The 20,701-nt window shown below is 66.7% G+C and carries 24 protein-coding genes; 10 read left to right on the forward strand and 14 right to left on the reverse strand.

Annotated elements, in window-relative coordinates; translation table 11 throughout:
• Positions 1-130 precede the first annotated feature (130 nt).
• Positions 131-1,024 carry a sugar phosphate isomerase/epimerase family protein gene (locus AC1ROX_RS03720; protein WP_493122534.1) on the reverse strand — a complete coding sequence of 298 codons (894 nt, stop codon included), beginning with the start codon at positions 1,022-1,024 and terminating at the stop codon, positions 131-133.
• A 63-nt stretch (positions 1,025-1,087) separates the two neighbouring features.
• Here AC1ROX_RS03720 and AC1ROX_RS03725 point away from each other — a divergent pair, with 63 nt between their 5' ends.
• On the forward strand, positions 1,088-2,767 hold the full coding sequence (locus tag AC1ROX_RS03725) for a helicase HerA-like domain-containing protein (protein WP_493122535.1): 1,680 nt from the start codon (positions 1,088-1,090) through the stop codon (positions 2,765-2,767).
• A gap of 190 nt (positions 2,768-2,957) precedes the next feature.
• On the opposite strand, the gene AC1ROX_RS03730 is transcribed toward AC1ROX_RS03725, so the two are convergent.
• Both AC1ROX_RS03730 and AC1ROX_RS03735 read right to left on the reverse strand, forming a co-directional pair.
• The gene (locus tag AC1ROX_RS03730; RefSeq protein ID WP_493122537.1) at positions 2,958-3,305 is read right to left on the reverse strand and encodes a cupredoxin domain-containing protein; all 348 of its coding nucleotides are present in this window, start codon (positions 3,303-3,305) and stop codon (positions 2,958-2,960) included.
• Positions 3,306-3,307: 2 nt separating this feature from the next.
• Complete coding sequence (locus tag AC1ROX_RS03735) at positions 3,308-4,180, reverse strand: metallophosphoesterase family protein (RefSeq protein WP_493122539.1); 873 nt, start codon at positions 4,178-4,180, stop codon at positions 3,308-3,310.
• A 125-nt stretch (positions 4,181-4,305) separates the two neighbouring features.
• Between AC1ROX_RS03735 and AC1ROX_RS03740 the strand changes: the two genes are divergently transcribed.
• Both AC1ROX_RS03740 and AC1ROX_RS03745 read left to right on the forward strand, forming a co-directional pair.
• A complete protein-coding gene (locus AC1ROX_RS03740; RefSeq protein WP_493122541.1) occupies positions 4,306-4,857 on the forward strand; it encodes a sigma-70 family RNA polymerase sigma factor in 552 nt (183 codons plus the stop codon).
• Positions 4,838-5,596: an anti-sigma factor family protein gene (locus AC1ROX_RS03745; protein ID WP_493122543.1), complete on the forward strand. Its 759-nt coding sequence runs from the start codon at positions 4,838-4,840 to the stop codon at positions 5,594-5,596. Before AC1ROX_RS03740 ends, AC1ROX_RS03745 begins: the two co-directional genes overlap by 20 nt.
• Before the next feature lie 140 nt (positions 5,597-5,736).
• On the opposite strand, the gene leuB is transcribed toward AC1ROX_RS03745, so the two are convergent.
• The 9 genes from leuB to ffh all read right to left on the reverse strand — a co-directional run bounded on the left by leuB (position 5,737) and on the right by ffh (position 13,500).
• On the reverse strand, positions 5,737-6,855 hold the full coding sequence (gene leuB / locus AC1ROX_RS03750) for a 3-isopropylmalate dehydrogenase (RefSeq protein ID WP_493122545.1): 1,119 nt from the start codon (positions 6,853-6,855) through the stop codon (positions 5,737-5,739).
• A 144-nt stretch (positions 6,856-6,999) separates the two neighbouring features.
• Positions 7,000-7,614, reverse strand: a complete 615-nt coding sequence (gene leuD / locus AC1ROX_RS03755; RefSeq protein WP_493122547.1) for a 3-isopropylmalate dehydratase small subunit — start codon at positions 7,612-7,614, stop codon at positions 7,000-7,002.
• A gap of 117 nt (positions 7,615-7,731) precedes the next feature.
• A complete protein-coding gene (locus AC1ROX_RS03760) occupies positions 7,732-8,295 on the reverse strand; it encodes an RDD family protein (RefSeq protein WP_493122549.1) in 564 nt (187 codons plus the stop codon).
• Positions 8,296-8,420: 125 nt separating this feature from the next.
• Complete coding sequence (gene leuC, locus AC1ROX_RS03765) at positions 8,421-9,866, reverse strand: 3-isopropylmalate dehydratase large subunit (protein WP_493122551.1); 1,446 nt, start codon at positions 9,864-9,866, stop codon at positions 8,421-8,423.
• 10 nt (positions 9,867-9,876) lie between these two features.
• Positions 9,877-10,362, reverse strand: a complete 486-nt coding sequence (gene rplS / locus AC1ROX_RS03770) for a 50S ribosomal protein L19 (protein WP_493122552.1) — start codon at positions 10,360-10,362, stop codon at positions 9,877-9,879.
• Between the two features lie 16 nt (positions 10,363-10,378).
• Positions 10,379-11,098 carry a tRNA (guanosine(37)-N1)-methyltransferase TrmD gene (trmD, locus tag AC1ROX_RS03775; protein WP_493122554.1) on the reverse strand — a complete coding sequence of 240 codons (720 nt, stop codon included), beginning with the start codon at positions 11,096-11,098 and terminating at the stop codon, positions 10,379-10,381.
• 1 nt (position 11,099) lies between these two features.
• Positions 11,100-11,639 (reverse strand): ribosome maturation factor RimM, encoded by a 540-nt coding sequence (gene rimM / locus AC1ROX_RS03780; protein ID WP_493122556.1) that lies wholly within the window; start codon positions 11,637-11,639, stop codon positions 11,100-11,102.
• A 16-nt stretch (positions 11,640-11,655) separates the two neighbouring features.
• Positions 11,656-12,030 (reverse strand): 30S ribosomal protein S16, encoded by a 375-nt coding sequence (rpsP, locus tag AC1ROX_RS03785; protein WP_493122558.1) that lies wholly within the window; start codon positions 12,028-12,030, stop codon positions 11,656-11,658.
• Between the two features lie 66 nt (positions 12,031-12,096).
• Complete coding sequence (gene ffh, locus AC1ROX_RS03790; RefSeq protein ID WP_493122560.1) at positions 12,097-13,500, reverse strand: signal recognition particle protein; 1,404 nt, start codon at positions 13,498-13,500, stop codon at positions 12,097-12,099.
• Between the two features lie 146 nt (positions 13,501-13,646).
• Between ffh and AC1ROX_RS03795 the strand changes: the two genes are divergently transcribed.
• From AC1ROX_RS03795 to AC1ROX_RS03805, 3 genes are all read left to right on the forward strand, one after another.
• Complete coding sequence (locus AC1ROX_RS03795; protein ID WP_493122562.1) at positions 13,647-14,300, forward strand: CPBP family intramembrane glutamic endopeptidase; 654 nt, start codon at positions 13,647-13,649, stop codon at positions 14,298-14,300.
• Positions 14,301-14,381: 81 nt separating this feature from the next.
• Positions 14,382-14,993, forward strand: coding sequence for a type IV toxin-antitoxin system AbiEi family antitoxin domain-containing protein (locus AC1ROX_RS03800; protein ID WP_493122564.1), 612 nt, complete (start codon positions 14,382-14,384; stop codon positions 14,991-14,993).
• Positions 14,986-15,861, forward strand: coding sequence for a nucleotidyl transferase AbiEii/AbiGii toxin family protein (locus tag AC1ROX_RS03805; protein WP_493122566.1), 876 nt, complete (start codon positions 14,986-14,988; stop codon positions 15,859-15,861). Before AC1ROX_RS03800 ends, AC1ROX_RS03805 begins: the two co-directional genes overlap by 8 nt.
• Before the next feature lie 30 nt (positions 15,862-15,891).
• Here AC1ROX_RS03805 and AC1ROX_RS03810 read toward each other — a convergent pair whose 3' ends face one another.
• The gene (locus tag AC1ROX_RS03810) at positions 15,892-16,494 is read right to left on the reverse strand and encodes a 2-hydroxychromene-2-carboxylate isomerase (protein ID WP_493122568.1); all 603 of its coding nucleotides are present in this window, start codon (positions 16,492-16,494) and stop codon (positions 15,892-15,894) included.
• Between the two features lie 61 nt (positions 16,495-16,555).
• Here AC1ROX_RS03810 and AC1ROX_RS03815 point away from each other — a divergent pair, with 61 nt between their 5' ends.
• Genes AC1ROX_RS03815 through AC1ROX_RS03830 form a run of 4 tightly spaced genes read left to right on the forward strand, consistent with a single transcriptional unit; the run spans position 16,556 to position 20,090 of the window.
• Positions 16,556-17,446 (forward strand): hypothetical protein, encoded by an 891-nt coding sequence (locus tag AC1ROX_RS03815; protein ID WP_493122570.1) that lies wholly within the window; start codon positions 16,556-16,558, stop codon positions 17,444-17,446.
• 6 nt (positions 17,447-17,452) lie between these two features.
• Positions 17,453-18,301 (forward strand): diaminopimelate epimerase, encoded by an 849-nt coding sequence (gene dapF, locus AC1ROX_RS03820; RefSeq protein WP_493122572.1) that lies wholly within the window; start codon positions 17,453-17,455, stop codon positions 18,299-18,301.
• A complete protein-coding gene (gene ftsY / locus AC1ROX_RS03825) occupies positions 18,298-19,497 on the forward strand; it encodes a signal recognition particle-docking protein FtsY (protein WP_493122574.1) in 1,200 nt (399 codons plus the stop codon). The genes dapF and ftsY overlap by 4 nt, the downstream gene beginning before the upstream one ends.
• Positions 19,494-20,090: a septation protein A gene (locus AC1ROX_RS03830; protein ID WP_493122576.1), complete on the forward strand. Its 597-nt coding sequence runs from the start codon at positions 19,494-19,496 to the stop codon at positions 20,088-20,090. The genes ftsY and AC1ROX_RS03830 overlap by 4 nt, the downstream gene beginning before the upstream one ends.
• A 3-nt stretch (positions 20,091-20,093) precedes the next feature.
• Here AC1ROX_RS03830 and AC1ROX_RS03835 read toward each other — a convergent pair whose 3' ends face one another.
• Positions 20,094-20,693: an NUDIX hydrolase gene (locus tag AC1ROX_RS03835; protein WP_493122578.1), complete on the reverse strand. Its 600-nt coding sequence runs from the start codon at positions 20,691-20,693 to the stop codon at positions 20,094-20,096.
• Positions 20,694-20,701: the final 8 nt, after the last annotated feature.

Genomic DNA, 20,701 nt, shown 5'->3' on the forward strand with positions numbered 1-20,701 from the left:
GCCTGCCGATCGCCGGCGCCGAGGGGATCAAGTGGGCCAAGGCGCTGGCGCAGAAGGAAGGCATCTTCACCGGCCTCCAGTGGCGCTCATGATCATAATTGCGCCACTGGAGTGGCGCGCTCCAATGAGCCTAGACGACCTCGACACCGATCTCTGATGCGATCCGGCGCAGCGCGGCGACGGAGCGGGCCGTGGCGTTGCGGCCGTCCTGTGGGCAGTGCGTCTCGATGCTGGCGTGAATTTCCCTGACCGGGTTGGGGGCCTTGGTCGCCTCGGTCAGCAGGCGCGTGAGTTCCTTGGCCCACGGAACGTCGCCGTCGCCCAGCGGGACGGTGCGCTTGGCCGACAGGTCGCGGTCCTTGAGATGGATGAGGTCCACGAGAGGGGCCAGCACGGCGATCTCGGCATTGGTCGGCGGTGCGCCCATCGACCAGGCATTGCCGATATCGACCAGCGGGCGCAGATGGGCCGGCATCGCGTTGGGCGCCATCGCCTCTTCCATCGTGGTGAAGAAATCGGCGAGTTCGGCCAGGGAGCCGATGTTGCAGACCGACTCGTTCTCGATCTCGACGTTGATGGAATAGGTGAGCGCGAGATCGGCCAGCCGCTCGAACCGTCCGAAAAGATCGTCCGGCTTGTAACCGGGATAGCGCAGGTGGCTGAAGACGCGGATCTTCTCGGCGCCGAACACGGTGGCCATGTCGAAGGCATGCACCAGCGGATCGTCGGCAGGGCAGTCGGCCGGATCGAAGGCGAAGTCGACCTTGCGACCCTCGGTGCCCTTGCCGGGTGCCGCCCACTTCAGGAGAGGCGATACGAAGGTCGGGACGGTGAGGCCGGCCTGCTCGATCCGGCGCGCGATGGCGCCACCTTCCTCGAGCGACATGCCCAGCAGGTTCCTTCCCTCCACCGTGCGCATATCGAGGCGGCGCACCTCGTTTTCGCTGCAGAAGGAGATCATTTCATCGAGGGACGGGCCGATTTCATCGCCGATCACGGCGAGGGCGAGACGGGGCAGGGACATGCGGCTAACCTACTATGGACCGGCCGCTTTGGCTAAAGTCTGGCCAGGTGCAAGGGAGACGGCATGAGCGACGACGCGATCTTCGTGGGAGCAAGCGAAGCCGACCAGTATCTCCTGCTGAAGTATGCCAACCGCCACGGCCTGATCGCCGGCGCGACCGGCACGGGCAAGACGGTGACCCTGCAGACCATCGCCGAGGGCTTCTCCGCCTACGGCGTGCCGGTCTTCATGGCAGACGTGAAGGGCGATCTCTCCGGTGTGAGTCAGCCCGGCGGCAACAATCCGCGGGCGCTCGAGCGGGCGAAGCAGCTCGGCATCGACGGCTATGCCGGCCGCGCCTTCCCGACGATCTTCTGGGACCTGTTCGGCGAGAAGGGCCATCCCATCCGCACGACGGTGAGCGAAGTCGGGCCGGTGCTGATGGCCCGCCTGCTGCAGCTCAACGAGACGCAGGAAGGCGTGCTCAACATCGTCTTCAAGCTGGCCGACCAGCAGGGCCTGCTGCTGCTCGATTTCAAGGACCTGCAGGCGCTGCTGCAATGGGTGGCCGAGAATGCCGGCACGCTCACCACGGAATTCGGCAATGTCAGCAAGCAGTCGGTCGGCACCATCCAGCGCCAGCTCCTGACGCTCAGCCAGCAGGGCGGCGAAGGCTTCTTCGGCGAGCCGGCGCTGGCGTTGACCGACATGATGTGCTGCGATCCCGCGGGCCTCGGGGCGATCAACATTCTGGCCGCCGACCGGCTGATGCAGAGCCCGCGCCTCTACGCGACCTTCCTGCTGTGGCTGTTGTCGGAGCTGTTCGAATCGCTGCCCGAGGTGGGAGACCTCGACAAGCCGAAGTTCGTGTTCTTCTTCGACGAGGCGCATCTGCTGTTCGACGATGCGCCCAAGGCGCTGCTGTCGCGCATCGAGCAGGTCGTGCGGCTGATCCGCTCCAAGGGTGTCGGCATCTACTTCATCACGCAGAATCCGCTCGACGTGCCGGAGTCGGTGCTGGGCCAGCTCGGCAACCGGGTGCAGCATGCGTTGCGCGCCTTCACGCCGCGTGACCAGAAGGCGGTGAAGGTGGCGGCCGAGACGTTCCGTCCCAACAAGGCCTTCAATGCCGCGCAGGCCATCACCGAACTCGGTGTGGGCGAAGCGCTGCTGTCGTTCCTCGACGCCAAGGGTGTGCCGTTCCCGGTCGAGCGCTGCTTCATCGCGCCGCCGCAGGGCCGTATCGGGCCGGCGACGGCCGAGGAATGCGCCGCCGTGATGGCCGCGAGTCCGCTGGCCGGCAAGTACGACAAGGTCGTCGATCGCGAATCGGCCTATGAAGTTCTGACCGGCCGCGTCGCCGCAGCGGCCGAGCCCGAACCGGCTCCGTCACCGCGCCGCCGCGGCCAGTATGGATCGGTGCCGCCCACCGTGCCGGCAACGACCGGGCCATGGGGACCGCGCAACGATCCACCGCCGGCCGAAGTCGAACAGCCGATCCCGCCGGCGCCCCGGCCCGAGCCGCGCCTCAAGAAGGCACAGCCGCAGCCCCAACCGCCCACGCCGGAACCGCGGAGGGCGCCGGCCGGCCGTCAGCGCGACTCGGTGGGCATTACCGTCGTCAAGGCCGCGGGCCGCAGCGCCGCCACCATCGCCGCGCGCGAGGCGGCGAAGGCGGTGTTCGGCAAGGGCAAGGCCGGCAGCATCGGCGCCACAATCGGCGGTGCCGTCCTGCGCGGCGTGCTGGGGTCGATCCTGCGATAGAGCGAGCGCAGAAGCAGAAACACCCTCGCCCCTCGAGAACGTCGCCCAGGGCTATCGCACTTAAGCCAAAGGTCCCTCACTGCGTTCGGGATGACAGCTTTTTCGCGCTGACGCACTGCGACAACTCCAACAATATTGTCATCCCGAACGCAGTGAGGGACCTTTCCCTTCTCTTCAAGACGCGACCTGCTCACGCCTCGACGATCAGCGTGCCGTCCATGTCTTCATGGCCGTCGCCGCAGAAGACGTCACAGAAGAAGGTGAAGCTGCCGGCCTTCTGCGGCGTCAGTGCCACGCGCGTTTCTTGGCCCGGCACGATGTCGGTGCGGATGCCGAGTTCGGGAATCTTGAAGCCGTGGATGCGGTCTTCCGAGGTGAGCACGAGGAGCACGGGCTGGCCGAGCTTCACGGTCACCTTGTTGGGATGGAACTCGAACTTCTTCGCACTGATCCGCACCTCGGGCGGCGTCTCGGCCGCCAGGCGTGCCGCCGCGAAGATGAGCGGCACACCCAGCATCACTAGAAACCTGCGCTTCATGCTCAGCTCCGGGTGACCGGCAGTTCGACGAAGCTCACCTTCGTGCCCACGGTGACGTCGCGGGTGCCGAGATCGGGCTGGGCGGGATCGTAGGGCCTGGGTGCACGCCTGGGCTGCGAGCCCGGCGCCACCAGCGGGAAGATCAGCGACTTGGCCGCGTGATGGGCGATGTGGCCCGTCATGTGATGGTGCTCCTGGTGGATGTGCCCGTAGAACACCACGACGTTGCTGTACGGCATCAGCAGCTCGATCGCCTGGGCGCCGTCGGCGGTGGTCCAGTCCCAGTCGGGCTTCAGGTCGAACAGCGGGCGATGGGTCAGCACGACGATGCGATCGTCGGCCTTGCGCTGCTTGAGGTCGGCGGCCAGCCAGGCGAGTTGCTCGTCGCCCAGCTTCGCGGCGGGATCGCTGACATTGTCGAGGGCGATGAAATGCACGCCCTTGTGGTCGAACGTATAGTTCAGCGCGCCGAAGAATTCCTTGTAGGCCTCGCCCTTGTCGAGCGAGGCATCGTGTTCGCCCGGCATGAAGCGGACGTCCTTCACGCGCAGTGCCGAGACGATCTCGCGGAAGCGCTGCATGCGGGTGCGCCGCTCCTTGGCGTCGTCGGTCGTGTGGGTGAGATCGCCGGTGAAGACGATGAAATCCGGCGGGTTGGCGAGGCCGTTCACCGTCGCCACCGCCTTCGCGAGCGTGTTCTCGGCATCGGGATTGGCGGCGCCCTTGAAGCCCCAATGCGTGTCCGAGAATTGCACGAAGTGGAAATCGTTGGCCGCCTGGGCCGAGGCCGGCCCGTGCGGGAACAGTCCGGCCGTGAAGGTGACGCCTGCCATCCCGGCGAGCTTGAGGAAATCGCGACGATCCCGTTGCAGCATGATGTGCTCCTTGGTTCCGGAGTCGGAACTGCGGGGGACTACCGGCGCGGGGCCGCGTCTATTCCGGGAATTTCCGGGTTGGAATAAAATCGACCCTCGACCGGTATTGCTGTCCTATGGGGTGCATGTCCGACGCGCCGAAGCCCGATCGCCAGACGCTCGAACGGTTCCGCGTCACCGTGCTGCCGCATCTCGACTCGGCCTATGGCTTCGCCCGCTGGCTGACGCGCGATCCGGTGGCGGCGCAGGACCTCGCGCAGGAATCGATGCTGCGGGCGCTGCGCTACTTCCATGCGTTCCGCGGCGAGGAGGCGCGGCCGTGGCTGCTGCGCATCGTGCGCAACACATGGACTGATTCGGTAAGCGGCAAGGGCGCCGACGCGCTGCCGCTGGAGGCCGCCGCCGAACGCGCTGGCGACGGTCCCGATCCGGAGGAGAGCGCGCTGGCCGGCGACCGGCGACGCCATGTGGCGGCCGCGCTGGCGGCCCTGCCGGTGGACGTTCGCGAGGTCCTCGTGCTGCGCGAGGTCGAGGACCTCTCCTACAAGCAGATCGCGGCGGTGCTCGATCTGCCGATCGGCACGGTCATGTCCCGCCTGGCGCGGGCGCGCGAGAAACTGGCGGCCGAGTTGCGCGGCCGCCTCGGAAGGAGCGAGCATGGACTGCCGGACCTGTGAGGCATCGGTCGACGCCTATGTCGACGGCGAGCTGTCGGCACGGGAAAGCGCGGCCTTCGAAGAGGCGCTGACGAGCTGCCCGGACTGCCGTCGGCGGCTGGAAGCGGCGCGCGCGGTCAGTGGCCTGCTGCGCGCCCTGCCGATGGAACGGACACCGGATCTTCTGCGCGCGCGGATCGAGCGCGAGCTGCGTGCGACCGTAAGCGAGCCCCAGCCCAAGCAGCGTCCCTGGATGCGATGGTCGGCGATGGCGGCCAGCCTGGCCGTTGCGGTGGGCATCGGCTGGCTGGGCGGCACGCTCACGAGCGAAAGCGGGCGCGAGTCGAATGAGGCGATCGCGAGCTATCTGCGCGTGGCGATGGCCGAGGCGCCGGTCGAGGTCGCCTCTTCGGATCGCCACACGGTGAAGCCGTGGTTCGCTGGTCGCATCGACTATGCCCCGCCGGTGCATGACCTGACGGCAGAAGGTTTTCCGCTGATCGGCGGCCGGCTCGACGTGGTCGACGGCCGCAAGATCGCGGTGCTGGTCTATCGCCGCAACCAGCATCGCGTCGTGCTGAGCCTGTGGCCGGCCAAGGCCGGCGGCAATCTCGCGCCGACGGTCACGCAGCGCGATGGGTTCGGTCTCGCCGAATGGCGCCATGCCGGCTTCGACATGCGCGCCGTGTCCGATCTCTCGCCGGCGGATATGACCGCCTTCGCGACGGCCGTGGATCGCGCCGTCGATGTCGATCGCTAAGGCTGAGCGAAGCTCAGCCCGTTGAGCGACAGGACATTGCTTTGCAATGTCCGAGAGCGCCGAAGGACGAACGACCGCTATGACCCCTCCGTCGTCGTAAGACGACGACACCTCCCCATCTGAATGGGGAGGGTGAAAGACTACGCCAGGCGGTCGAGTTCCTTGACGATGGCGTCGCCCATTTCCTGGGTGCCGACCTTCTTCACGCCGTCGGTCTTGCCCACCAGGAGATCGCCGGTGCGGTAGCCCGCCTTCAGCACGTTCTCGACGGCCAGCTCGACCATGTCGGCGTCCTTGCCGAGGTCGAAGGAGTAGCGGAGCATCATCGCGTAGCTGAGCGTCTGGGCGATCGGATTGGCCAGGCCCTTGCCCGCGATGTCGGGCGCACTGCCGTGGATCGGCTCGTACAGCGCCTTGCGGCGGCCGGTGGCGTCGGGCGCACCGAGCGAGGCCGACGGCAGGAGGCCCAGCGAGCCGGTCAGCATCGAGGCTTCGTCGGACAGGATGTCGCCGAACAGGTTGTCGGTGACGATCACGTCGAATTCCTTCGGCGCGCGCAGCAGCTGCATGGCGAGCGCGTCGGCATACATGTGATCGAGCTTCACGTCGGAGTACTTCTCCTTGTGCAGCTTCGTCGCCTCCTCGCGCCACAGCACGCCGGTGTGCATGACGTTGGCCTTCTCCGAGGAAAGCACCTTGTTCTTGCGCTTGCGCGCCAGTTCGAAGGCGACGGCGCAGACGCGGCGGATCTCGGGGGCCGTGTAGCGTTGCGTGTCGTAGGCCTCGACCTCGCCGTTGGCGTTGGTGTGGCGGCCGCGCGGCTCGCCGAAATAGACGCCGCTGGTCAGCTCGCGGATGATCATGATGTCGAGACCCTTGACGATCTCGGGCTTCAACGAGGAAGCATCGACCAGCGCGTCGAACACCTTGGCCGGGCGCAGGTTGGCGAAGAGGTCCATCTCCTTGCGCAGGCGCAGCAGACCGCGCTCCGGCTTCTTGCTGAAGTCGGCGGTGTCCCACTTCGGGCCGCCGACCGAGCCGAACAGCACGGCATCGGCCTCCAGCGCGGTCTTCATGGCGTCGTCGCTGAGCGGCACGCCGTGCTTGTCGAGGGCGGCGCCGCCGACGAGGTCTTCCTGGATGTCGAAGCCGATCGCGCGCTTCTTGCCCATCCAGGCAATGATCTTGCGGACTTCGTTCATCACCTCGGGGCCGATGCCGTCGCCGGGCAGCACGAGCAGATTGCGATTGGACGCCATGATGGTCAGGTCTTCCGTTGATTGGTGGCTTGCAGTTCAAGAACCCGGTGTCATCCCGAGCGGAGCGAGGGACCCTTACTCAGTCCGTGGAAGGGTCCCTCGCTATGCTCGGGATGACAGCGTGCGGGTGTTACGGTGTGGAGCTCAGGACGCGCCGTGCAGCCAGGGCTGGGCCTCGCTCTGGCGGCGCTCGAAAGCGTCGATGTCCGAGCCCTTCTCCATGGTCAGGCCGATATCGTCGAGGCCTTCCAGCAGGCACTTCTTGCGGAACGGGTCGATCTCGAAATGGACGGTGCCGCCGTCCGGACCCTTGATCTCCTGCTTCTCGAGGTCGACCTCGATGATCGCGTTCGAGCCGCGGCTGGCATCGTCCATCAGCTTGGCGATGATCTCCTTCGGCATCCGGATCGGCAGAATGCCGTTCTTGAAGCAGTTGTTGTAGAAGATGTCCGCGAAGTCCTCGGAGATGATGCAGCGGATGCCGAAGTCGAGCAGCGCCCAGGGCGCGTGCTCGCGGCTCGAGCCGCAGCCGAAGTTGGGACCTGCCACGATGATCTTGGCATTCTGGTAGGCCGGCTGGTCGAGGACGAAGTCCTTCTTCTGGCCGTCCGCCGTCCAGCGCATCTCGTAGAACAGGCCTTCCTTGAGGCCCGTGCGCTTGATGGTCTTCAGGAACTGCTTCGGAATGATCATGTCGGTGTCGACATTGACCATGGGCAGCGGCGCAGCGACGCCGCTCAGCGTCGTGAATTTCTCCATGAGACCTCCCGGAAAGGCCGGAATAAACGGGCTTTCCGGGCCGCGGTCAAGCCGTCCGGACCGCATTCGGCGAGGGAAGGGCAAGCTCCCGTCCGCTCGTCCCGATACGACCGGTGCCTATCCCCGCACGACCAGTGCGCGGGCCATCATGTCGTGGATACCCCGCTTTCGGCTTGAAAAAGCGACGGTGACGCACGCAATCAAGGCAGCGAGGCCGACCAGTGACGCCATCCCGAAGCCCAGCAGCCAGGCGGCATTGGGCAGGAACATGGGCCAGGCCCTGAGCGAGGCCTTGGTGAAATCCAGCCGGGCGCCGTCGGGCGTTGTCACGCGAATGCCGAGCGCGCGCTTGCCCAGCGTTGCCTGTGCGGGCGAACTCTCCTGAAGGGAGAAGTAAGCCCAGACGATCACGGAGTAGAGAATGATCTGCTGCAGCGGCATCGCGGCATTGGCGTAGGCCAACACAGCTTCGAAACTCTTGAATTCCGTAGGAGGAGCGACCGGGGCAACGAGGAAGAAGCTAAGCACCCGATTGGCGACGATGAGAATGATGCTGTCGATCACGGCCGCGAGTGTGCGCAGCCAGAATCCGGCGTAGTGCAACTGCGCTTCAGGTGGTCGAGCGTCCCAGACGGGCGGTGGGGGCGGGACGGCGGAACCCGAATTTGGAACGCTGGCCATGTATCTCTCCCACGAGGATCGCGAAACCGCCCTGTTACATTGGCTATGAGCGTATCTGACTGCAAATGGAAACGGGCGGCCCTTCGGGGTCGCCCGTTTTTCGTCTTTCACAGAGAAGACGGCGTCTACTGGAAGTCGCGAACGTCCGCGAGCGTGCCCCGGATGGCGGCAGCGGCGGCCATGGCCGGGCTCACCAGATGGGTGCGCCCGCCGCGGCCCTGACGGCCCTCGAAGTTGCGGTTCGACGTCGAGGCGCAGCGCTGACCGGGCTCGATGCGGTCGGCGTTCATCGCCAGGCACATCGAGCAACCCTGCAGGCGCCATTCGAAGCCGGCCTCGATGAAGATCTTGTCCAGACCTTCCCGCTCGGCCTCGGCCTTCACCAGGCCGGAGCCCGGAACGACCATCGCCGACACGTTCGCGGCGACCTTGCGGCCCTTGGCGATCTCGGCGGCGGCGCGTAGATCCTCGATGCGACCGTTGGTGCAGGAGCCGATGAACACGCGATCGATCGGCACGTCGACGAGGCGCGTGCCCGGCGTCAGGCCCATATAGGCGAGCGACCGGGTCCAGGCCTCGCGGCGATTCTCGTCCGGCGCATTGGCCGGGTCGGGAATCACGTCGGTGATCGGCAGCGCGTCCTGCGGGCTCGTGCCCCAGGTCACCATCGGCGGAATGTCCGAGGCGTTGAGGTCAAGCTGCACGTCGAAGTGCGCGCCCTTGTCGGACGGCAGGCGACGCCACTGGCTGAGCGCCAGATCCCAGGCTCCGCCCTTCGGCGCGAACGGCCGGCCGGCGAGATACTGGAACGTCGTGTCGTCGGGCGCGATCAGGCCAGCGCGGGCGCCCGCCTCGATCGACATGTTGCAGACCGTCATGCGGCCTTCCATCGTGAGCTCGCGGATGGCGCGGCCGGCATACTCGATCACGTAGCCGGTGCCGCCGGCCGTGCCGAGCTTGCCGATGATGGCCAGGATGACGTCCTTGGCGGTGACGCCGAGCGGCAGGCTGCCCTCGACCGCGACGCGCATGTTCTTGGCCGGCTTCTGGATCAGCGTCTGCGTGGCGAGCACATGCTCGACCTCGGAGGTGCCGATGCCGAAGGCCAGCGCGCCGAACGCGCCGTGCGTCGAGGTGTGGCTGTCGCCGCACACGATCGTCATGCCGGGCAGGGTGAGGCCCTGCTCGGGGCCGATCACGTGCACGATGCCGCGGCGCGGATCGTTCAGGTCGAAGTAGGGCACGTGGAAGTCGGCGACGTTCTTCTCGAGCGTCTCGACCTGGACGCGCGACTCCTCGTCCTCGATGCCCTGGCTGAAGTCCGTCGTCGGCGTGTTGTGGTCGGCGACCGCAATCGTGGCGTCGGGGCGGCGCACCGGCCGTCCCGCCATGCGCAGGCCCTCGAAGGCCTGCGGGCTGGTCACTTCGTGAACGAGGTGACGATCGATGTAGATGACACAGGTGCCGTCGTCCTGGCGATGGACGACGTGGCTGTCCCAGATCTTCTCGAACAGGGTCCGCGGAGGCGGCGGCGGCGCCGGCGGGGTAGCCGACTTCTTGCGGAACGCCATGGGGTGCCTGCTACTTCTTTCCGCCGCCCTTGGCGGCGCGGACGTTCTTCTCTTCCTTGGGCTTTTCCTTCTTGAGCTTCTCGCGGCGCGGACGCTTGAGAGCCTCCTCGGCCTGCGTGGCGAGCAGCTCGCGCTGGGCCTCGGTGTCCTCGGCGATGCGGCTCGCCTTGCCGCGCAGATCGCGCAGGTAGTAGAGCTTGGCGCGGCGCACGACGCCCTTACGGACGACCTCGATTTCCCAGATGCTCGGGCTGTAGAGCGGGAACACACGCTCCACGCCTTCGCCGAAGCTGATCTTGCGCACCGTGAACGAGGAGTTCACGCCGGCATTCTTGCGGCCGATGCAGAGGCCTTCGTAGACCTGAAGGCGCTCGCGGTTACCTTCCTGCACCTTCACGTGCACCTTCAGCGTATCGCCCGATTCGAAATACGGAACGGGCCGCTCTTCCTGCACCTTGTCGATCGTCGTCTGGCCGATCGCGTCGAGAATGTTCATCGCATCCATCCTTTCGTCACTTCTCATCATTTCCAGTTGCGGTCCGACGGACGGCCCAAAGGTCGGGCCGCCGCCTCCGCGTGATCTCTTCCCGCTGCTTCATCCGCCATTCGGCGACCTTGCCGTGGTGACCCGAGAGCAGAACCTCCGGCACGCGCCGTTCGATTCCGTCGGGCCCTGCCCAGGTCGCGGGCCGGGTGTAGTGCGGGTACTCCAACAATCCGTCCTCGAAACTCTCCTCGTTCGCCGAGTCCGCCGCGCCCATCACCCCGGGCAGCAACCGTACACAGCAATCCATCATCGCCATGGCCGCGATCTCGCCGCCCGAAAGCACGAAATCGCCGACCGATATCTCCTCCAGCGCCTGGGCCTCGATGACCCTCTCGTCGACGCCCTCGAACCGACCACACACCAACAACACGCCCGGCCCCGCCGCCAGCTCCCGCCCGCGCGCCTGACTGAACGGCGCGCCCCTTGGCGAAAGCAGCACCTTCGGCACCCCCGGCTGCGCGACCGCCTCGATCGCCGCCGACAGCACGTCGGGCTTCATCACCATCCCGGCGCCGCCCCCGAAGGGTGCGTCGTCGACCGTGCGATGGCGGTCTCCGGCGAACCGCCTGATGTCGACGGCCTCCAGCGACCACACGCCTTCCTTCAGCGCCCGGCCGGCCAGGCTCTCGCCCAGCGGGCCCGGAAACATCTCCGGGAAGAGCGTCAGCGCGGTCGCGCGCCACACGTTAGCCCTCCGCCTCCTTCGCCGGCCCACCCGTCAGCAACCCTGCCGGCGGATCGACCGTGACCTTGCCGCCCTCGACGTCGATCTCGGGCACCGCCGCGTCGGTGAAGGGCAGCATCACCGAATGCCTCGATGCGCTGCCACCCGACACTTCCATCGTCCGCCCGGCGCCGAAATCGTGGAAGGCCATGACCTTCCCCCAATCCCGGCCCTCCCGGTCGAACGCGGCGAGCCCGATCAGGTCCGCCTCGTACCATTCCCGCTCGCCCGTCTCCGGCAAGAGCTCGCGCTCCACATAGAGCCGCAAACCCCTTACTGCCTCGGCCGCCGTGCGATCGGCTACGCCCTCGATCCGGGCCAGGACCGCGCCCTTTACGGAGCTCAGCGCCTCGACCCGGTACTCTTTCGTTCCCTTCTCGTCCGACAGCGCGCCGTAGGAGGCGATCGCCATCGGGTCCTCGGTGAAGCTCCTGATGCGCACTAGGCCGCGGACCCCGTGGGGTGCCGCAACGACGCCCAGCAGGACGAGGCCTTTGCTCATCGAAGCCGCCACTCGATCAGGTGGCCGCAGCTTCCTCGGCGGCCGGCGCGGCGGCAGCGGCCGCAGCAGCCTCGGCCTTCATGCGCTCCTGCGCCTTGGCGCGCGGCACGGGCTTCTTGGTCTGCTCGCGGCGCTCGCGCGGCTTCATCAGCTCGGCCTGCGACAGGAACTTGGCGACGCGGTCGGACGGCTGCGCGCCGACTTTCAGCCAGTGCGCGATGCGCTCCTTGTCGAGCGTCAGGCGCTGGGCATGGTCACGCGGCAGCAGCGGGTTGTACGTGCCGAGCTTCTCGATGAAGCGGCCGTCGCGCGGGCTGCGCGAGTCGGCCACGACGATGTGGAAGAACGGACGCTTCTTGGCGCCGTGCCGGGTCATGCGGATTGCGATCATTCTCTCAAGTCCTCTCTTCTATCTTTCGATTTCGATACGTCTGATGTGTCTGACTTCGTCGAACCTTCAGCGCGGAAAACCGGGCGGGCCGCCCATGCCGCCGAGGCTGCGCATGAATCCCTTGTCGCCGAGCTTGTTCACCCGCTTCATCATCTTGAGCATGTCGGCATGCTGCTTGAGCAGCTTGTTGACGTCCTGCACCTGCACGCCCGAGCCCTTGGCGATGCGCTTCTTGCGCGAGGCGTGGATCAGGTCGGGGTTGCGCCGTTCCTTCGGCGTCATCGACAGGATGACGGCCTCCTGGCGCTTCAGCTGGCCCTCGTCGATCTTGGCCTTGGACATCGCGGCCTTGGCCTGCATCGCGCCCGGCAGCATGCCCATCAGCCCCTGCAAACCGCCCATCTTGCGCAGCTGGCGCAGCTGGCTGAGCAGGTCGTCCATGTCGAACTGGCCCTTGCGGACCTTGGCCGCCAGCTTCTCGGCGTCTTCCTTGTCGATCGTCTCGGCGGCGCGCTCGACCAGCGAGACGATGTCGCCCATGCCGAGGATGCGCGACGCGATACGATCGGGATGGAACGGCTCCAGCGCATCGAACTTCTCGCCGACGCCGATCAGCTTGACCGGGCGGCCGGTGACGGCGCGCATCGAGAGCGCCGCGCCGCCGCGCGCGTCGCCGTCGACGCGGGTCAGCACGATGCCGGTGACGGCCAGCCGGTCGTTGAAGGCCTTGGCCACATTCACGGCGTCCTGGCCGGTCATGGCGTCGGCGACGAGCAGCGTTTCCTTCGGCTTGGCGAGGTCGCTGATGTCGGCGACCTCCTTCATCAGCTCTTCGTCGATCGACAGGCGGCCGGCCGTATCGAGGATGAGGACGTCGAAGCCCTCGCGCTTGGCCGTCTCGAGCGCGCGCCGGGTGATGGCGAGCGGCATTTCGAGCGGGACGATCGGCAAGGTCGGCACGCCGGTCTGCTCGCCCAGCACCTTGAGCTGGTGCTGCGCGGCCGGGCGACGCGTGTCGAGCGAGGCCATCAGGACCTTGCGCCGCGTCGAGAAGGTGCCGGTGAACATCTCGGCCGCCATGCCCTGCGGGCCCTGGCTGAGGCGATAGGCGATCTTGGCCGAGGAGGTGGTCTTGCCCGAGCCCTGCAGACCGACCATCAGGATGACGACCGGCGGGATGGCGCCGAGGTCGAGGTCGGCAACGGTGCCGCCCAGCATCTCGACCAGGTGGTCATTGACGATCTTGATGACCATCTGGCCCGGCGTGACCGAGCGGATGACATCGGCGCCGATCGCCTTGGGACGGACCTCTTCGACGAACTGGCGGACCACGGGCAGGGCGACGTCGGCCTCGAGCAGGGCCGTCCGGACCTCGCGCAGGGCCGCGTCGACATCGGCCTCGGAAAGCGCACCGCGCCCCCGCAGCTTGTCGAATACGTCACCAAGACGCTTGCTAAGACCCTCGAACATAACGCTCCCGTTTGCTCAAAGACGTATCGCGCCGATGCGCGAACCTTCGCGGATCAGCGGAGCTCCCCGAAGGGGGAACCTTGTAAATCGGCACGACCGATTGAGCCGGCGGGGTATAAAGCCTGCCGCGTCAGGAGTCAAAACGCTTGGACGTCCCACCTAACCCATTGATTGATAACGCTTCCCAGCGCCTTCCGGGCTGGTCTGTGCTGGTCTTCCTGGTCGCCGCGCCGCTGATCGGGCTGGTCGCTGTCTGGGCTTTGCCCGAGAAAACCAACCTCTCGGTGCTGGCCGCCTTCTTCACGGCAGGCTTGGCAGGCATCGGGGTCGCCGTCCTGCCGCTGGGCCGCGACGCGCCGGCCGCCCTGGGTTTGCGACCCGTCGGCTGGCGCCCGGTCGTCTTCGCGGTGCTGGGTACCACGATCCTGTCCTTTGTCGTCAGCCAGCTCGGGCCGCAGCCCGAGGGGGTGCGGCAGGTCGTGGAAGGCATCGAGGGCACGCGGGCGCTCCAGACCCTGGCGGTCCTGGGCCTGCTGGCCCCGCTCGCGGAAGAACTGGTCTTCCGCGGCCTGCTCTACGGCTGGCTGGCCGGTCGCTGGAGCAATCTCGTGGCCTTCGTTCTCAGCTCGCTGGCCTTCGCGGCCGCCCATGCAGAACCCCTGCATATTCTGCTGGTCCTGCCGCTGGGCTTCTGGTTCGGCTGGCTGCGCTGGCGCACCGGCTCGCTGGTCCCGACGATCGTGGCGCACATGATCAACAACTCGATCGCCGTGGCGGCCGCGACGTTTCTGAGCCCCTGAGAAACAAGGTCCGAGCTTGCCTAGAGTATGTTACATATCCTGGGTGCAGATCATGTTTGAACCCAGGATATGTAACAAGCCATGCATCCGCCGTCACAACGTGATCGCCTCGCGGTTCTCCTCCAGACTCGCCCGATCGTGCGCGCCTATGAACTGCGGCAGGCAGGCATATCGCCGCCCGCCATTTCGCGGGCTATGGCGGATGGGGAGCTCATCAGGATTGCGCGAGGGCTCTATCAACGGACCGATGGCGAACTGTCTGCCGACCAGTCGCTGGCAGAGGCATCCAAGCTGGTGCCGAAGGGGGTGATCGCCCTGACATCGGCGCTCGCCTTCCATGGACTGACCGACCAGATGCCGAGAAAGGTCTGGGTGGCGATCAGTCCGCGCGACTGGGCGCCTGTCACCTCCTATCCCCCCATCCGCATCACGGAGTTCCCCGAGAAATACATGACGCAGGGCGTCGAGAAGCATCGGATTTCCGGGATCGATGTCCCGATATTTTCGGTGGCGAAGACGCTGGCCGACGTATTTCGCAGCAGGGCGGTCGATCGATCGATTGCCATCGAGGCGCTGCGCGCCGCGCTGCGAGACCGCAAGGCGGCGCCTGCGGAAATCGCCCAGTCAGCTCAAGATGGCGGGGCGTGGAAGATCATGCGGCCCTACCTGGAAGCGCTGGTGTCCGATGGCTGACGGGCGGCGGACCTCCGCAGCGTCGATCAGGCAGCGGCTGCTCGACATCGCTCGCGCCGAAGGTCGGGTCCACGAAGTCGTGCTGGTGCGATACGCGCTCGAGCGGCTGCTCTACCGGCTGTCCATCTCCCCTCATCGGGACCGCTTTGCGCTGAAAGGCGGAATGCTCGTGACCCGGTGGATCTCCGGAGGCCATCGGGAGACGCGGGACGCCGACTTTCTCGGTTTCGGAGAATCCGCACCCGACGAGCTGAGGGCAACCTTTGCGGAGATCATGGCTACGGGCGTCGACGATGCTCTCGCCTTCGACATTGACGCACTGCGCGCAGATCAGATCCGCGAAGGGATGCAGTATGAGGGAGTCCGCCTTCGAACCACGGCGTACCTCGACAGAACGCGGATTCCAGTGACCGTGGACATCGGCTTCGGTGACGCCGTCGCGCCAAAGCTCGAGCAGATGAACTATCCTTCCCTTCTGGGAATGGAGAAGCCTTCCATTCAGGCCTATCCACCGGCAGCCGTCGTCTCCGAGAAGTTTCAGGCGATCGTCGCCCTTGGCCTGATCAACGGGCGCATGAAGGACTACCACGATCTCTGGGCCATTCCGAAGGCGCTCGACATCCGTGCAGCCGATCTTGACGCTGCGATCGGCGCGACGTTCGAGCGCAGGAAGACCGCAATACCATCGGATCGGCCGGCCGGCCTTTCGCAGGCTTTCGTCGATGATGCGGCGAGGCAGCGCCAGTGGCGAAACTATGCGCACTCCATCGGCCTCGACACTGTCTTGCTTGTCGAGGTCGTGGATGCGGCCTGGGCGCTCGTCGGCCCATCATGCGAACGCCTGACTTCCGCAGCCGGCGGTCGGTGACGGATCGCCTGTCTGGAAATGGCGCCCTGATCAGGAGGCGAGCTTGCGTTCGACGAACTCCAGCCGGTCCTGACCCCAGAAGATCTCGCCGTCGATGACGAACGAGGGGGCGCCGAAAACGCCCTGTTCGATGGCGTGCTTGGTGTAGGCGTCGCGCTTCTCGGCAATGCCCGGGGCATCGCTCGCCTTCAGGACGGCGGCGCCGTCGAGGCCGCTTCCGTCGATGATGGCCTTCAAGGTAGCCGGATCGGCGCTGTTCTTCTCTTCGGCCCACAGGCCGGTCAGCACCGCGTGTGCCACCTTGATGGCATCAGCCATGCGGCCCTCTTCGCGCAGCGCGATCACGCATTTCGCGGCCGGGACTTCGTTGGCGGGGAAGAACTTGGGCTCGAGCGTGGTCTTCACGCCGAGCACATCGCGCCAGCGCTTCAGCTCCATCATGCGATAGGCCTGGCGTTGCGGCGAACGCTTGGGCAGCGGCAGGCCGCCGGACACGGCGAAGACCGAACCAAAATCGACCGGCCAGATCGTGACGGTGGCGCCGTGCTTCTTGACCATGGCGTCGAAGCGCGCGGACCCGAGATAGGTCCACGGCGAGTTCAGCGAAACGTAGTAGTCGACGTGCTTGCCCATGCTTTTCCTCCGTTGCGGGCGGACTGTGGCGCAAAGCCTGGCGATACGCCATCTTCGGGGCGTGACTGCCACTGAACGAGCTATCGCCATCACCGGCGGCGACGCCCCTTACTTCGACCTGATGCGCGACTGCATCGCCTCCCTGCTGGCGACCGAGGAAGGGCGGCAACTGACGCTGGGCGTGCTCGATTGCGGCCTGACCGAGGAGCAGCGCGCCTGGTGCCGCGAGCGTGGCGCCGTCCTGGTGGAGCCGGGCTGGGATTTCGACTTCCCAGGCCGCGACGCCCTGCCGGACGGTTACAAGGCGATGACGGCGCGGCCGTTCTTGCGGCGCTATTTCCCGGGCTTCGACCTCTATCTCTGGATCGACGGCGATTGCTGGGTGCAGCAGGGCGACGCGGTCGCGTTGTTCCTGGCCGCCGCGCGCACCGGTGCGCTGGCCGTGGCGCCCGAGATCCATCGCTCGATGCGGCACTACCGGCATGCCTGGAAGGAATTCTCCACGATCAACGGCGCGGCGTTCGAGGCCTGCTTCGGCAAGGAGATCGCGGACCGGCTGATCCGCTACCCGCTGATCAATGCTGGCGTTTTCGCCCTGTCGGCCGACGCCCCCCATTGGGACGGCTGGGCCGAGCTGCATGGCCAGGCGCTGCAGCGCTCCACCGAGTTGACCGACCAGGTGGCGCTGAACGTGCTGGTCTACGATCGCGGCTTCGCCTGCGAGCCGTTGCCCAGCCGCTGCAACTGGCCGGTCCACCACGCCACGCCGGCCTGGGACGCCGGGCGCGGCCTGTTCGTCGAGCCGGCCATGCCCTACGAGGCGCTCGGCATCCTGCATCTCACGATCTACACCAAGCGGATGGCGACCCTGGACGTGCGCGAGATCGGCGGGCCGCAGGCCGGGCAGGTGCGGGCGCGCTCGTTGCGCTGGCCGGGCCGAACCGCCATATAGCGCCGCATGGCCGGAACGCCTTTTCTCAAGATGCACGGGCTGGGCAACGATTTCGTCGTGCTCGATGCGCGAAGCAGCAAGCTCGATCTGACGCCGCCGCGCCGGCGCGCCATCGCCGATCGCCGCCTGGGCGTGGGCTGCGACCAGCTCATCGTGCTGGAACCGCCGACCGAGGGCGAGGCCGACATCTTCATGCGCATCTACAATCCCGACGGCACGGAAGCCGGGGCCTGCGGCAACGCCACGCGCTGCGTCGCCTCGGTGGTGATGGACGAGCTGAAGGCAGAGGAAGCGACCATCCAGACCATCTCGGGCCTGCTCGAATCCCAGAAGGTCGGAAGCGGCGCCAACGGCCTGCCGGTGATCTCCGTCGACATGGGGCTGGTGCGCATGGACTGGCGCGAGATTCCGGTCGCGACGGCCTGCGACACCAAGCACATGCCGGTCGGCATCGGCCCGCTGCAGGATCCGGTCGGCACAAATGTCGGCAATCCGCACGCGACCTTCTTCGTCGACGATCTCGCCGCGATCCCGATCACGGAACTGGGGCCGAAGCTGGAGCACGATCCGTTCTTCCCAGAGAGGGTGAATGTCGGCGTGGCGCAGATCATCGGCAAGAACAAGATGAAGCTCAGCGTCTGGGAACGCGGCGCGGGCCTGACCCTGGCCTGCGGCTCGGGCGCCTGCGCGGCCGGTGTCGCCGCGGCACGGCGCGGCCTGACGGATCGCAAGGTCGATGTCGTCGTCGAGCACGGCACGCTCACGATCGAGTGGCTGCGCGACGATCATGTTTCGATGACCGGCGGCATCGCGCTCGCCTACAGGGGCGAACTCGACCGTTCGCTGCTCGCATGAGCGATACCGGCGAGCCGCAGAAGAAGGGCTGGTTTGCGCGCTTTCGCCGGGGGACCCCCGCCGCCGAGACGCCCAAGCCGGCCGAGCCCGAGGTCGAGAAGCTCGAACCGGTAGAGCCCGTCGTCGCGGCCGAGCCTGAGCCCCGGCCCGAGACAGAAATACAGATCGCTCCGCCCCCGAGTGAGCCGGTGCCGACGGCGCCGGAGCCCGAGATGGCCCCGGTCGAAACGGTGACCGAGGCCGAAGCGGTGGCCGCGAAGGAACCCGAGGTCGAGAAAAAGGGCTGGCTGTCGCGCCTGCGCGAGGGCCTGTCCAAGTCGACCAAGAAGGTCGCCGAGAGCATCACCGGCCTCTTCACCAAGAAGAAGCTCGACCAGCAGACGCTCGACGATCTTGAGGACGTGCTGATCCAGGCCGACCTCGGCGTTACCGTCGCCAGCCGGCTCATCGCCAAGCTCGGCAAGGAGCGTTTCGGCAAGGAAGTCACCGACGAGGAAGTGCGCGCGGCCTTCGCCGACGACATCGCCGAAATCCTGCAGCCGGTCGCCGTGCCGCTGACCATCGATCCCGCACGCAAGCCGCATGTCGTCCTGGTGATCGGCGTGAACGGCAGCGGCAAGACGACGACCATCGCCAAGCTCGCTGGACTTTATAAAGGCGAGGGCCGTTCGGTGATGCTGGCCGCGGGCGACACGTTCCGCGCCGCCGCCGTCGAGCAGCTCAAGGTGTGGGGCGACCGCGCCGGCGTGCCGGTCGTGTCGAAGCAGACCGGCGCCGACGCGGCAGGCCTCGCCTACGAGGCGCTGGAGCGGGCGCGCACCGAGAAGACCGACGTGCTGCTGATCGACACGGCGGGCCGCCTGCACAACAAGACCAACCTGATGGAAGAGCTCGCCAAGATCGTGCGCGTCATACGCAAGCTCGATCCCGAGGCGCCGCATTCCTGCCTGCTGGTGCTCGACGCCACCACCGGCCAGAACGCCCACGCCCAGGTCGAGACCTTCAAGACCATGTCGCCGGTCGACGCGCTGGTGCTCACCAAGCTCGACGGCAGCGCCAAGGGCGGCGTGCTCGTCGCATTGGCGGAGAAGTTCAAGCTGCCTGTCGTCGCCATCGGCGTCGGCGAAGGCATCGACGACCTGCGGCCGTTCGAGGCCCGGGCCTTCGCGCGCGGATTGATGGGATTGCCGGCATGAGCGAGAAGAGCAGCGACGACAAGGGCATGCGCAAGCTCTACGCCACCGGGCTCGAACTCGCGCCGTTGATCCTGTTCTTCGTGGCCAATGGCCGCTGGGGCATCTACTGGGGCACCGGCATCTTCATCGTCGCGACAGCAATCGCGCTGCCCTGCTATCGCTGGCTGGAGAAGCGCTGGCCGGTCATGCCGCTGGTCGGCGGCTTCTTCGTGCTGGTGTTCGGCGGCCTGACCATCTGGCTGCAGGACGACACCTTCATCAAGCTCAAGCCGACCATCGTGAACACCCTGTTCGCGGTCATCCTGGGCGGCGGGCTCGTGCTGTTCAAGAAGCCGCTGCTGAAGCCATTGTTCGGTGCGGCTTTCAAGCTCACCGACGAAGGCTGGTACCAGCTCACGATGCGCTGGACGGTGTTCTTCTTCGTGCTGGCGATCGTCAACGAGGTGATGTGGCGGAACTTCCCCACGGAGACGTGGATCGCCAGCAAGATGTTCCTGAGCTTCCCGCTGACGATGGTCTTCGCCTTCCTGCAGATCCCGCTGCTCAAGAAGTATTGGGACGGCGACGACAATCCCTTCGCGCGCGGTAGCTGACCGCTAGACGCCCTCGGGCTTGCGCGGCGGCCACATGCGGGCGAGGTCGCCGGTGGGATTGGAGTAGGTCGAGAAGTCGGCCTTGTCGCGCGATTCGTGGAAGTGAGCGAGCGCCCAGACGACGGTCGGGAAGGCGAGCTGGTCCCACGGGATGTCGGCCCAGTCGACCAGCGCCACTTCCTCGCTCTCGATTCCACAGGCGATGTCGGCCGTGACCAGGCGAGCGCGATACATGATCTGCACCTGGCCGATGCGCGCCACGCTGTACATGGCGAGCAGCCGGTCGATCTTGATGGTGGCGCAGGCCTCCTCCAGCGCCTCGCGCTGCGCGGCCTGCTCGGTCGTCTCGCCCAGCTCCATATAGCCGGCGGGCAGGGTCCAGAAGCCCTTGCGCGGCTCGATGGCGCGCTTGGCCAACAGGATTTTATCCTCCCAGGTACACACGGCGCCGGCGACGACCTTGGGGTTCTGGTAGTGGATGAACTCGCAGCGCCCGCAGACCAGCCGCTCGCGATTGTCGCCCTCGGGAATCCGCTTCTCGAAATGTTCGGGCGGATCCCACGGCAGGCGCGGGCGGTCGGGTTGTGTCGGCGGGGCGCTCATGGCGCCGA

This window comes from Reyranella sp. GW821-FHT14A01 (genome assembly GCF_058803965.1).

What these genes read in the sequence shown, in the direction of transcription:
- AC1ROX_RS03720 (WP_493122534.1), bottom strand. Translation starts at nt 1,024, where the DNA reads ATGTCCCTGCCCCGTCTCGCCCTCGCCGTGATCGGCGATGAAATCGGC.
- AC1ROX_RS03725 (WP_493122535.1), top strand. Translation starts at nt 1,088, where the DNA reads ATGAGCGACGACGCGATCTTCGTGGGAGCAAGCGAAGCCGACCAGTAT.
- AC1ROX_RS03730 (WP_493122537.1), bottom strand. Translation starts at nt 3,305, where the DNA reads ATGAAGCGCAGGTTTCTAGTGATGCTGGGTGTGCCGCTCATCTTCGCG.
- AC1ROX_RS03735 (WP_493122539.1), bottom strand. Translation starts at nt 4,180, where the DNA reads ATGCTGCAACGGGATCGTCGCGATTTCCTCAAGCTCGCCGGGATGGCA.
- AC1ROX_RS03740 (WP_493122541.1), top strand. Translation starts at nt 4,306, where the DNA reads ATGTCCGACGCGCCGAAGCCCGATCGCCAGACGCTCGAACGGTTCCGC.
- AC1ROX_RS03745 (WP_493122543.1), top strand. Translation starts at nt 4,838, where the DNA reads ATGGACTGCCGGACCTGTGAGGCATCGGTCGACGCCTATGTCGACGGC.
- leuB (WP_493122545.1), bottom strand. Translation starts at nt 6,855, where the DNA reads ATGGCGTCCAATCGCAATCTGCTCGTGCTGCCCGGCGACGGCATCGGC.
- leuD (WP_493122547.1), bottom strand. Translation starts at nt 7,614, where the DNA reads ATGGAGAAATTCACGACGCTGAGCGGCGTCGCTGCGCCGCTGCCCATG.
- AC1ROX_RS03760 (WP_493122549.1), bottom strand. Translation starts at nt 8,295, where the DNA reads ATGGCCAGCGTTCCAAATTCGGGTTCCGCCGTCCCGCCCCCACCGCCC.
- leuC (WP_493122551.1), bottom strand. Translation starts at nt 9,866, where the DNA reads ATGGCGTTCCGCAAGAAGTCGGCTACCCCGCCGGCGCCGCCGCCGCCT.
- rplS (WP_493122552.1), bottom strand. Translation starts at nt 10,362, where the DNA reads ATGAACATTCTCGACGCGATCGGCCAGACGACGATCGACAAGGTGCAG.
- rimM (WP_493122556.1), bottom strand. Translation starts at nt 11,639, where the DNA reads ATGAGCAAAGGCCTCGTCCTGCTGGGCGTCGTTGCGGCACCCCACGGG.
- rpsP (WP_493122558.1), bottom strand. Translation starts at nt 12,030, where the DNA reads ATGATCGCAATCCGCATGACCCGGCACGGCGCCAAGAAGCGTCCGTTC.
- ffh (WP_493122560.1), bottom strand. Translation starts at nt 13,500, where the DNA reads ATGTTCGAGGGTCTTAGCAAGCGTCTTGGTGACGTATTCGACAAGCTG.
- AC1ROX_RS03800 (WP_493122564.1), top strand. Translation starts at nt 14,382, where the DNA reads ATGCATCCGCCGTCACAACGTGATCGCCTCGCGGTTCTCCTCCAGACT.
- AC1ROX_RS03805 (WP_493122566.1), top strand. Translation starts at nt 14,986, where the DNA reads ATGGCTGACGGGCGGCGGACCTCCGCAGCGTCGATCAGGCAGCGGCTG.
- AC1ROX_RS03810 (WP_493122568.1), bottom strand. Translation starts at nt 16,494, where the DNA reads ATGGGCAAGCACGTCGACTACTACGTTTCGCTGAACTCGCCGTGGACC.
- dapF (WP_493122572.1), top strand. Translation starts at nt 17,453, where the DNA reads ATGGCCGGAACGCCTTTTCTCAAGATGCACGGGCTGGGCAACGATTTC.
- ftsY (WP_493122574.1), top strand. Translation starts at nt 18,298, where the DNA reads ATGAGCGATACCGGCGAGCCGCAGAAGAAGGGCTGGTTTGCGCGCTTT.
- AC1ROX_RS03830 (WP_493122576.1), top strand. Translation starts at nt 19,494, where the DNA reads ATGAGCGAGAAGAGCAGCGACGACAAGGGCATGCGCAAGCTCTACGCC.
- AC1ROX_RS03835 (WP_493122578.1), bottom strand. Translation starts at nt 20,693, where the DNA reads ATGAGCGCCCCGCCGACACAACCCGACCGCCCGCGCCTGCCGTGGGAT.